Raw genomic sequence first — 7,344 nt, 5'->3', positions numbered from 1 at the left:
CCTCGTCACGCTCCGGTCGTGCCCATAAAACCAACGCCCAGCACCCGCCCCCGAGCACCCACAACTACCCCGCCACCAGGACATATACCCAGTCAAAGAGGAATCCAGCACTAGGGGCTGGCTCCGTCGAAGCCGTATCGCAGCGGCTCGGTGTTCACATGGAAGTCGCGGCGGTAGATGTACAGCGCCGCTGCGCGCACGCAACTCGCCGGGGCGTCCAATTCGCAGGGGTACGTCACCTGGATCACGTGCGGCCGGTCGGTGACTCGCATCCTGAGCCCGTCCGCGGGGCCCCCGTCGAGCACTGCTGTTTCCAACCCGGCCCGGCCGCCTGTGTCCATGGGAACACTTTAGCGGTTGCGCAATCTTTGAATTAATGTGAAGTGAGTCACGATGGCGGTCGGCCTGCAAATCCTTGGCGAATCAAGGCGTCACGTGACGTCGGGATTGAGCGATGCGCGTGTGGCCGACTCGACCCCCGCATCCTTGGCCAGGTTCACGCGCGCTGGTGTGACCGCATCTACCTTGGAGGTGTCCACTGCCTCGCGGACCGCGTCGGACACTTCCGCGAGCTCTTGCCTTGGGTCGAGGGCGCCGCGGATCTCGTCGAGGCCGAGGCTGTCGCCGCCGAGCACGTGCTTGCGCACGAACGTCTTCGGGTGCAGGTCCTCGAACTCGAAGTCCTTGAAATCCGGGCCCAGTTCGGAGCGGATCTCCTGTTTCGCGTTCTCGGAGAACTCGCGGAACCTGCGGATGAACGCCGTCACGTTCTGGATGACTTCCGGCAACTTGTCCGGCCCAAACAGAAGGACTGCGAGAACTGCCAGCGTCACCAGTTCCAATGGCCCCACATCGGAGAACATCTGCGCTCCTCGCCTTCGCGGCCGGCTGTCACCGGGGCGTCCCGGCATCAACACTTTAGATGTTGCGCAAACATCGGGACCATAGCGGTAGGCTCGACGTGGGGGCACAGTGACCGTACAGACAGCCCAGAGCCGGGAGGACGAACCGTGGGAGTTTCCCTGTCCAAGGGTGGCAACGTGTCGCTCAGCAAGGAGGCGCCGGGCCTGACAGCGGTGCTGGTGGGCCTGGGCTGGGACGTCCGTACCACCACTGGTGCGGACTACGACCTGGACGCATCCGCCCTGCTGTGCGGCGACGCCGGCAAGGTGCTCTCCGACCAGCACTTTGTCTTCTACAACAACCTGAAGAGCCCGGACGGCTCGGTCGAGCACACCGGAGACAATCTCACCGGCGAGGGCGAAGGGGACGACGAGTCCATCAAGGTAGACCTCGCCGCTGTGCCTACCGACGTCGCCAAGATCGTCTTTCCGGTGTCCATCCATGAGGCGGAGGCGCGCGGGCAGAGTTTCGGGCAGGTGCGCAACGCGTTCATCCGCGTGGTGAATCAGGCGGGCGGCCAGGAGATCGCCCGCTACGACTTGTCCGAGGACGCCTCGTCGGAGACCGCGATGGTCTTCGGCGAGCTGTACCGGCACGGTGGCGAGTGGAAGTTCCGCGCCGTCGGCCAGGGCTACGCCTCCGGTCTGCGCGGTATCGCCTCCGACTTCGGCGTCAACGTCTGACGTCGTCCACAGCCCCGCCGTCCGCGGACCATCTCATCCCCCCGTCAGCGGGCGGCGGGGCTTCGCCCGTCCTGGCGCGACCCGCACGACGCGTTTACCAGCGAGGCTTTATGCCGCTGTTAAGCGGGTGGCGAGGGAGCCTGGCATGCGTGGCAATCGCCTTGCCTGCGCAACCCGCATGAGGCGCGCTCCAGTCTGCCGGGTTCGATGAGGAAGGAATCGTGGCTGGTCGTGGTCCTCGGTCGACAAAACAAACGGGACGTGTTCCTCGACAATGCCAAGTGTCCGCCGGTCATGCTGGAGGCGGTGGGTCACGTGTGGGAGTCGCTGTACGGCAGCCCCCGCTTCGCTGCCACAAGCCGTACCACTTGGCGGTCAGAACTCCGGCGGCGGGGACACGGAATTGGCCGCGATCGTTGTCCGGATACACAACGAGAACAAGGAGTCACCCTTTATCCGCCAGACCGACGGACCCCTCGGGGCGCAGTCCCCGACCATCCCGCGAGGCTTCTCCTGAGCACGGCATACGGCGGGGTGTCTCCTCCCCATTGATGCGTCGATGAGTGCCGCACTGGGTTTGCTGGCCGTCTTCGTCCTGACCGCCGGTACCGGCTATTTCGGCGCCCAGGAATTCGCGTACGTCTCCGCCGATCGTCTCGCCCTCGCGCGTGAGGCCGCGGAGGGTGACAAGAGGGCCGTCCGAGCGCTGAAGGTGCTGGAGCGGCTGTCGTTCATGCTTTCAGGTGCGCAGCTCGGCATCACGGTGACCGGACTCGTGGTCGGTTTCATCGCCGAGCCGTCCGTGTCCGCGCTGCTCAAGCCGGTGCTGTCCGGGATCGGTATCCCAGACGGCGCGGTCACTGGCATCTCGATCGTGCTCGCCTTCGTGCTGGCCACGGTCGTGCAGATGAGCTGTTCGCCGAGCGCGGCTTCGCGGCGACCTCGACGCGGTCGATGCCGGCCGCGGCCGGCCTCTCACCGGCGCTCGTGACACGGCACTTCGGCTCCAAGCAGGGCCAGCGTGCGGCGGTCGAAATCGTTCTGTGCGTGTCCCTGCGTGTCGGTCCGCTCACGCTGTTCCGCCGGGCCGTCACTGGCGGCGGACGTGTCTCACGGGAGCTGGCTGCCGATTCGTACACCGTCTACATCGTCCATCTCCCGCTCGTTGTGACGGTGCGGTACTACCTCGACGGGCGCGGCCTTTCCGCGGCAGTCGCGTGAGCCACGGTGTCCGCCGCCGTCGTACCGCTCGCCTTCCTTCTCGCTGCCGGGCTGCGGCGGTTGCCGGGTTTGCGGCGAGTGCTGTGACGCGGGATCAGCCCTTGTCGTCCTTGCTGTGTCCGTTCTTCCCCTTCTGGGTGTGCTGTTGCCTGCCAGAGCCGTCGTCCGCGCTGTTGCCGGGCTCCTCACCATCGGTCGGGGGAGTGCTCAGGGTCGAGGGCGTGGCCGGGGCGGGGCTCGTGGTGCGAGGCGGGTCCGTCGGTGGTGTCTCCGCCGAGCTGTGGTCGGGGGAGAACCATGCCATGCCGACCAGCAGCGCCGCGAGGAAGACCACCAGCGCGGCGACGGTGCTCACCGTCCTCGACCGGTGTACGACGAAGGCGCGAAGTCCCGAGCGCTGCCGACGCGGCGTCCGGTGGGCTCCGGGGGTGCTGCCAACGGCGGACGGGAAGGCGTACGTGGTCGCGGAGCCGGGGGCCGCTCCGGCCGTGTTCGTTCCGGGCCCTGCGACCGCCCCCGAGGCGGTCGAACGCGGCACCTCCGGCGCGGTGAGCGGCGCGGCTGCCGGGAGGGGCTCGGGGCGCCCCCTCCATGCACCTGCGGCGAACCATTCGGCTGTCTGACGTGCAGTGGGGCGGTCTTCGGGCCGCTTGGCGAGGAGACCGAGCAGGTAGTTCTCGAAGGCGGGCGGCAGACCGACGCCGAGCTTCCGCGGTGGTACGGGGGCCGTGTCGAGGTGGTGGTGGAGGATCGCGACGGCGCTGTCGGCGTGGAACGGCGGTTTTCCGGTGAGGAGTTGGTAGAGCAGGCAGCCGAGCGAGTAGACGTCGGACGCCGGTCCGGCGGGCTTGCCGAGGGCGCGCTCGGGAGCGAGGTACAGGCTGGTCCCGACGATCTGACCGGTCGCGGTGAGCGCGGCACCCGGGTCGTCCACGAAGCGCGCTATGCCGAAGTCGCCGATCTTCACGGACCTGTTAGCGTCGAGGAGAAGGTTGCCGGGCTTGATGTCCCGATGCACGATGCCCTGTTCGTGTGCGACGGCGAGCCCTGCGGCCGCCTGGGCGGCGATGAGAGCCACCTCCTCGGCCGGCAGTGATCCTGCCTGGGAGAGCACGCGGGCGAGACTGTCGCCCTCGACCAGCTCCATCACCAGGAACAGACGGCCCTCCTGCTCGCCGAAGTCGAGGACGCCGACCACATGGGGGTGGCTGAGCCGGCCCGCGGTCTGGGCCTCCAGGCGGAAGCGAGAGGAGGCGGTGGGGTCGGAGTTCTGGGCGAGCAGGAGCTTGACTGCCACTGCTCTGCCGAGTGTCTCGTCGTACGCCCGCCAGACCTCTCCCATCGCGCCCCGTCCGATGGTGGTTTGCAGCCGGTACCGGCCCGCTATCAGCACCTGTTACTTCATCCTCACGCAGTGAGACGACTCGACCGCTGCAGGCCATGTCCCTGCGAGAGGAGGGATCATGGTGGGGGTGCCGCAGCGGCCCCAGCCTACTGGCAGGCTGACCGCGACATGATCTTCTTCGGGGTGTTCGTCCGTGCCACCGTGCTTCCGATCCGTCGTGCACTGTGCAGTACCGCCCGATCGAGACGCCTTTGACCGGCGAGAACTTCACCCGAACCCGCTTCGGACGCTCCGTTGCGCCCGAAAAGCGGCGCGAACCGGTTTGGAATCGATCACCAGCAAGGTTCGGTGTTGGGTGACGTCGCCGGGTGAAGGGAGAGTCACTCGCTCTTCGGCTCGGCTCCTTCGTAGATGTCGAGCAGATCGGCTACACCCAGCCGGTTGAACGTGCCACGAGCCTGGGCGCTGGTATGGGTGACGATCACTCTGGTGCCGTGTGGCTGCGCCGCCCGTAGCGCGGAGAGAAAGGCCCGGCCACCACCGCTTCCCAGGTAGGTGACCCCATGGAGATCGATCTCCAGAACTTGCGGATTCGAGCGGAGGACGCTCCGCAGATCATCGCTGATGCGTTCGACGTTCTCCGAGGTGATCTCTCCGGAGAGATGTACGACGGCGTGGTCCGGATCGTGGGCTGTACTGGTCGTGCGCAGCCGGAGGAGGCGCAGCACCCAGCTACGGGTTTCCGGAAACCCGCGGTGCCGGCGCGACTCATGGCTGGACGATGACTCCGGCATCGGGGCTCCAGGAGGGGTGGTAGCGGGGTGACGACTGCCGACCGGACGTGCTCCACGACACCTGAGCAGACCGCCCCAGTATTTAAACATTGCGCAAATGGAGAACCATTGATCCAGCAACTCCTCGGCCGCGCTGCGGCCGGCCCGCACATGGCTGCGGACACCGTGGGGTTTGCATCCGAGGGGATACATGCAGGGGCCTGAACTGCCAGGAGCAGAGATCATCGCGACGTTCGAGTCGGCCCGGGACGAGGCTCTGGACTCGCAGCAGGTCATGGATGCGGCGAGCTTTCGCTGCCCGGCCGGACCCGGCCGGTGGCCTTTTGGGTTACTCGAAGGGTCACTGGTCGGGTTGCGAGATGGCATGGTCTGCGGGGAATTGCTTGCGCATTCTGCCCCCTCAGCCAGACGATTCCTACGTGCCGTTCTGGACCAGCAGGATGATCCGGTCCGGATCGTAGACCGCCCATCGTGGGGCTGAGGCGCCCGACAGCCGCACTTGGCACGTGGTGACGCCGTCAGGGCTGGTCCACCAGCCGACAATGGTGCCTGGCCATGGCCATCCGGCCCGGTCGTGCACCCCCACGGACTGGTAGGCGGTTCGGATCTGGTTCTCGGGTGGCGTCGGGCAGCCCTTCGCCAGTTCTGCGAGTACGCGCTCCGCGGTGGTCGTGTCGCCCACGGCCCTGGCCCTCCCCTTCGACTCGATCACGGTTACATTATTGCGCAACTATTAATGTATTCGCCGGGGCCCACGTATGAACGCTCGGATCTGGGCAGGGAGACGTAAGGCGGGCGAGGTCCGGCCATGGCCGGAATGTCTGGGCAGTGGCGAGAACCAGTACCGTCTCCACGGCGTCGTACGGCATGTGTGACGGCGGCCTGACCTGTGGGGGGGACCACGTGAGCGGCGAGATCTACTTCAGCAACAACTACCGTGACTTGTGCGAGCGCAACGGCACCGGGGCGGGTTTCCAGTTCGAGTTCTCGTGCTCGCGCTGCTACGACACCTGGCGTTCGCCATTCGAGCCGTACACCGGCGAGCGGGCGGCCACCTGGCTCGGCAAGGGCGTCGACATGGCCTGGGGGCTGCTGGGCCGTACCGGCAGCGGGCTCACGTCCGCGGCCGACGGTCTCGCGGGCGCCGGTTGGGGAAAGGCCCGCGACCACGCCTTCGAGCGAGCGATCGGCAATGCGCAGGGGCACTTCAACCGGTGCGCACGCTGCACCGACTACGTGTGTGGCCGCTGCTGGAACGCCGCTCAGGGTCTGTGTCTGCGCTGCGCCCCGGACACCGCGGCCGAGGCCATGGCGGCGCAGCAGCGCGGACTCAACGACATGGCCTCACAACGGGCGTACGCCGCGGGGCAGCAGGCCGGTCAGGGCTATGACCCCACGACGCCCCGGCAGCTGGTCTGCCCGCACTGCCGTACCGAGACCCATGGCGCCGGCTTCTGCTCCGGGTGTGGCTATCAGCTGGCCCAGTCGGTTCAGTGCTCTGCGTGTTCCGCTGTGGTGCCGGACGGCGCGGCCTTCTGTCCGGGGTGTGGCACGCGTAGGTAGAGGCATGGCCCGCTTTGCCCAGGACTCCCGCTGTCAGGCCACATCGTCGTGGCCGTTGGCTCGGCAGGGGTCGGTGTTCGACGGCTCGGGCAAAGAGCGGCTGGCCGTGACGGCTTCCGCCCCGCCGGTGTCCTCCGCGTGAGGTCCGAGCCGCACCGCTGGTAGCCATTGGCTATCCGTAGGAGAGGTTTGAGCAGAGGTCGTCGTCGGCGGAGCGGGCGTTGGCGGCCAACGAGGCGGTTGCGCGTGAGACGGACATGGCGGACGCGGCGTAGCTCTGCCCCAGGACCACGTTGATGCCCGGTCCGGTGACTTGCCGGAGCTGGGCGCCAGGGAAGAGCTGGGAGACCTTTTGAGCTTGGGACTTGAGGGTCGCGCCGTACTGGACGAACGTGGCGGCGTGGTTCTGGTTGCCGGCGTTGCCGGTCCTGGTGACCGTGAAGCCGTGGCGGGTCAGAGTCCGGGCCGCCCGGGAGGCCAGTCCACCCTGTCTGGTGCCGTTGTAGACCGCCACGGTGATCCCGCCACCTGAAGCGATCTCGCCAGCGTTCGGTGACGGGGAAACGGCAACCGTCCGTGATGTCGTTGTCTTCGGACGGCCGGTGTTGGCGCCGTCGACAGTGCGGTCGGCCTTCAGCGCGGCCCACAGCTCGTTGGCGTCCGGCTGGACGACGGTGACGCGGGATCCCTGGTAGCGCCAGGGGAGGGTGACGAACTTGGTGTTGTGCAGGTCGATTCCCTTCAGCAGGCTCTTGCGAGGAACCCCAGGGCTTCAGCCCTGGGAGGAATCGCATCCTCGTGGTCGCGGCGCGGAGCGCCGCGGTGTCGTTTGTGC

At 67.3% G+C, this 7,344-nt stretch carries 9 protein-coding genes and 1 pseudogene; 4 read left to right on the top strand and 6 right to left on the bottom strand.

The window, feature by feature from the left end; genetic code table 11:
* Positions 1-110 precede the first annotated feature (110 nt).
* Positions 111-341, bottom strand: coding sequence for a hypothetical protein (locus ACZ69M_RS50955; RefSeq protein ID WP_470060521.1), 231 nt, complete (start codon positions 339-341; stop codon positions 111-113).
* Between the two features lie 90 nt (positions 342-431).
* Entirely contained in the window at positions 432-863 is a 432-nt protein-coding gene (locus tag ACZ69M_RS50950; protein WP_470060520.1) for a sec-independent translocase, read from the bottom strand.
* Positions 864-1,010: 147 nt separating this feature from the next.
* Here ACZ69M_RS50950 and ACZ69M_RS50945 point away from each other — a divergent pair, with 147 nt between their 5' ends.
* The 3 genes and pseudogenes from ACZ69M_RS50945 (at position 1,011) to ACZ69M_RS50935 (ending at position 2,807) form a co-directional block, all read left to right on the top strand.
* Positions 1,011-1,586 (top strand): TerD family protein, encoded by a 576-nt coding sequence (locus ACZ69M_RS50945; protein ID WP_470060519.1) that lies wholly within the window; start codon positions 1,011-1,013, stop codon positions 1,584-1,586.
* 559 nt (positions 1,587-2,145) lie between these two features.
* Positions 2,146-2,496, top strand: a pseudogene (locus ACZ69M_RS50940) (CNNM domain-containing protein); the annotation flags it as partial.
* Positions 2,497-2,633: 137 nt separating this feature from the next.
* Complete coding sequence (locus tag ACZ69M_RS50935) at positions 2,634-2,807, top strand: hypothetical protein (protein WP_470060522.1); 174 nt, start codon at positions 2,634-2,636, stop codon at positions 2,805-2,807.
* A gap of 94 nt (positions 2,808-2,901) precedes the next feature.
* Here the strand turns inward: ACZ69M_RS50935 and ACZ69M_RS50930 are convergent, their stop codons facing one another.
* From ACZ69M_RS50930 to ACZ69M_RS50920, 3 genes are all read right to left on the bottom strand, one after another.
* Positions 2,902-4,200, bottom strand: a complete 1,299-nt coding sequence (locus ACZ69M_RS50930; RefSeq protein WP_470060518.1) for a serine/threonine-protein kinase — start codon at positions 4,198-4,200, stop codon at positions 2,902-2,904.
* A gap of 332 nt (positions 4,201-4,532) precedes the next feature.
* Positions 4,533-4,880, bottom strand: a complete 348-nt coding sequence (locus ACZ69M_RS50925) for an STAS domain-containing protein (RefSeq protein ID WP_470060517.1) — start codon at positions 4,878-4,880, stop codon at positions 4,533-4,535.
* Positions 4,881-5,361: 481 nt separating this feature from the next.
* The gene (locus tag ACZ69M_RS50920; protein WP_470060516.1) at positions 5,362-5,658 is read right to left on the bottom strand and encodes a hypothetical protein; all 297 of its coding nucleotides are present in this window, start codon (positions 5,656-5,658) and stop codon (positions 5,362-5,364) included.
* Between the two features lie 116 nt (positions 5,659-5,774).
* On the opposite strand from ACZ69M_RS50920, the gene ACZ69M_RS50915 reads away from it, so the two are divergent.
* The gene (locus ACZ69M_RS50915; protein WP_470060515.1) at positions 5,775-6,509 is read left to right on the top strand and encodes a zinc ribbon domain-containing protein; all 735 of its coding nucleotides are present in this window, start codon (positions 5,775-5,777) and stop codon (positions 6,507-6,509) included.
* A 172-nt stretch (positions 6,510-6,681) separates the two neighbouring features.
* On the opposite strand, the gene ACZ69M_RS50910 is transcribed toward ACZ69M_RS50915, so the two are convergent.
* The gene (locus ACZ69M_RS50910; protein WP_470060514.1) at positions 6,682-7,023 is read right to left on the bottom strand and encodes a LytR C-terminal domain-containing protein; all 342 of its coding nucleotides are present in this window, start codon (positions 7,021-7,023) and stop codon (positions 6,682-6,684) included.
* Between the last annotated feature and the right edge of the window lie 321 nt (positions 7,024-7,344).

Source organism: Streptomyces sp. NPDC107454 (genome assembly GCF_055582885.1).
This window is presented reverse-complemented; position numbering and strand designations above follow the sequence as displayed.

What these genes read in the sequence shown, in the direction of transcription:
- ACZ69M_RS50955 (WP_470060521.1), bottom strand. Translation starts at nt 341, where the DNA reads ATGGACACAGGCGGCCGGGCCGGGTTGGAAACAGCAGTGCTCGACGGG.
- ACZ69M_RS50950 (WP_470060520.1), bottom strand. Translation starts at nt 863, where the DNA reads ATGTTCTCCGATGTGGGGCCATTGGAACTGGTGACGCTGGCAGTTCTC.